The 3,196-nt window shown below is 67.6% G+C and carries 1 protein-coding gene; it reads left to right on the top strand.

What is annotated here, in order from left to right; genetic code table 11:
• Positions 1 to 3,083 (top strand): beta strand repeat-containing protein (locus CSC74_RS17295; RefSeq protein ID WP_425501481.1); only part of this gene is annotated, 3,083 nt, incomplete at its 5' end.
• Positions 3,084 to 3,196: the final 113 nt, after the last annotated feature.

The raw sequence follows: 3,196 nt of genomic DNA, 5'->3' as shown, positions 1-3,196 counted from the left end.
GCGGAGGTTGGGGCAAGGGTGGTCCTGTGCAGCGCGGCGACAGCTGCGGGTGGTGCGGCGGCTGGGGCTTCGCAAACGGCGGTCTCGGCGGGGGCGGTGGCGGCGGTGCCGCCTACAAGGACCAGGCCGGCGGCGGGGGCGGCGGTGGCGGCATCGCCCTGACGATCGGCGCCACGATCACCAATGCCAACACGGTCGCGGGAGGAAACGGCGGCAGGGGCGCGGACGGCAACGATGTCGGGAATAACGCCAGCGGCGGCGGCGGCGGCGGCGGCGGCAGCGGCGGTGTGGTCTCGACCGCCAACGTCGCCCTGACCAACACCGCAATCGGGGATATCCGCGGCGGCAGCGGCGGTGATGGCGGCGATGTCACTCAAAGTAATTCATTCGCGGGCAACGGCGGCGGTGGCGGCTCCGGCCTCGTGGTCCTGGCCACCGGCGTGGATCTCCTCAACAGTGGTGCGATCCGGGGCGGTAACGGCGGCAATGGCGGCATCGACCGTGACGGCGGTACCAACGGGAATGCCATTCGGGGCAGCGGTGGCGGTGGCGGCGCCGGTATCGCCGGTGGCAACTTCAGCCTGACCAATTCCGGCACCATCGTCGGCGGCGATGGCGGCAATACCAGCGGTCTATACGTCACGCAGGGCGCGGGCGCCGCCGGCATCGTCGCCACCGGCAATACCACCCTCAACAACAGCGGCGCCATCAGTGGCGGCCTGGGTGGCGATGGCGTCACCCGCGCCGACGCGATCCTGTTCAGCGGCACCGGCAACACGCTCAACCTGATGACCGGTTCCAGCCTGGTCGGCAACCTCGAGCTCGCCGCCAGTGCCGGCGCGACCATCGCCGCACAAAACGCAGGCCTGGCCCTGGGCAACGACATCGTCCTCGGCAACGCATCGAACCTGGACTTCGACACCAGCACCGCCGGGCTGAACGTCACCGGCACGCTCAACGGCGCCGGCAATGTCGCCATCTCCGGCAGCAATGCGCTGTCGCTGTCCACGGTGAACGTCGCTTCGCTGCAGCAGGCCGCCGGCAATGCGCTGACGCTCAACGGCAACGTCACCACGACCGGGGCGCAGGACTACGACGGCGCCGTCACGCTGGGCGCGGACGTGACCCTGGCCAGCACCGGCAGTGGCAACATCGGCTTCGGCTCGACCCTGGACGGCGCGCATGCGCTGACGGTCACCACCGGCGGCGCGGCGAACTTCGGCGGCGCGATCGGCGGCACGACGGCACTGGCCGCCTTGACGGTCACCAGCGGCACGTTCGGCACGGCGGGTGATGTGACCGTCAATGGTCCGTTGTCGGTGACCACCACGTCCGCCATCACGCAAACGTCGGGAGTCTTCACGGTAGCCGGGACATCGACGTTCGATGCCAGTGCGGGCGCGATCACCTTGACCAACGCAGGTAACAGTTTCGGCGGCACGGTGAACCTGACCGGCGGCACTACGCAGATCACGAACAGCGGCAGCCTGACCCTGGGCAGCTTGAACACGGGCGCGCTGACAGCCATCAGCTCCGGTGCGCTGAACCTGGGTACCGGCACGATCAGCGGCAACTTGTCGGCGACCAGCAACGGCGGCGTGACTGGCCAAAGCGGTGCGTTGCACGTGAATGGCAACAGCACGATCGATGCGGGCGCGAACGCGATCGCGCTGACCAATGCCGGCAATGATTTCAGCGGCACGGTGACGGCGACCGGTAGCAACATTGCCATCACCGACAGCAATACCCTGACGACCCTGGCGGTGAGCGGCAGCGGCCCGGTCGCGCTCACGGGCACCAGCGGTCTGACCCTGGGCGGCGACGTCAGTACCCCCGGTTCGGTGACCTTGGCGAGCAGTGCTGGCGGCATTACGCAAACCGGCGGCATCCTGACCACCGCATCACTGGCCGGCAACAGCGCCGGCGATGCGAGCCTGACCGGCCTCAACCAGATCACTGCACTCGGCAACTTCAGCGCCGCCAACTTCAGCCTGACCAACGCGCAGGCGCTGGCCATCACCGGCACGCTCGCGGCCAGCGGCAACGTGGCGCTGAACGATACCTTCGGCATCACCGTGACCGGTGCGGTCGACGCCGCCAGCATCACGCTGGCGAACGGCACCATGTTGCGAATCGGCAACGGTGGCACCACGGGTTCGATCACCGGCGATGTGGTCGACAACGGCACCCTGGCCTTCGATCGCAGCGATGCGTTGACCTTCGCCGGTTCGATCACCGGCAGTGGCGGCTTGCAGCAGCTCGGTAGCGGTACGCTGGTGCTCACCGGCAGCAACAGCTACGGCGGTGGCACCACGATCGGCAGCGGTACGCTGCAGGTTGGCGATGGCGGCACCACCGGTTCGATCACCGGCGACGTCATCGACAACGGCATCCTGGCCTTCAACCGCAGCGATGCGTCCGCTTTCGCCGGCAACATCGGCGGCAATGGCGACGTGTTCGTGCAGGGTAGCGGCCCCCTCACTTACAGCGGCAGCAGCAGCGGGGTGGACTGGACGGTGGATGCAGGCGCTGCCCTCGACCTGGCGACCGGAGCCTCGATCCTCGGCACCAGCGGCGGCAATGGCGGCGATGGCGTCAATGGCCCTGCTGGCAGCGGCGGCAGCGGCGGCAGCGGGAGTACTCCCGGCAACAACGATGGCGGTGCCGGGGGCGGTGCCGCGGGCAATGCAGACGGCATTGACGGCTGGAGCGGCGGCGGCGATTCAGGCAGTGGCGGTGGCGGCGGCCTAGCGTTCGCCGGCGGTACCTTCGGCGGTGGCGGTGGCGGCGGCACAGGTGTGACGGCAATGGGCGACCTCATCAACCGCGGCACGATCACGGGTGGCAACGGCGGCAATAGCGGTGCGCTCGGTTTTGGTGGTGGTGGCGGTGGCGGCGGTGGCGGCGCCGCCATTTACGCAGGCCTGACTGCCAGTCTCTCCAACCTGGTGGGCGGCCGGATACAGGGCGGCAGCGGCGGTGACGGCAGCCGCTGGCTCTTATACAAATCTCCGAGCCCACGAGACCGCACGAGCACTAGTATGTCGTCTTCTGCGTACAAAAAGAAAAAACGACAGGTGTAACGGCATATGAGTGCGTGCATACAAATTAACAGTAGTGAGACGAGAGTGTATGACGAGTACATGTATAAGCTGTATGTCAGACAGACAGTAATATACGATATCGTCTTGGACAG

This window comes from Pseudoxanthomonas yeongjuensis (assembly GCF_010093345.1).
GTDB lineage: Bacteria > Pseudomonadota > Gammaproteobacteria > Xanthomonadales > Xanthomonadaceae > Pseudoxanthomonas_A > Pseudoxanthomonas_A yeongjuensis.
This window is presented reverse-complemented; position numbering and strand designations above follow the sequence as displayed.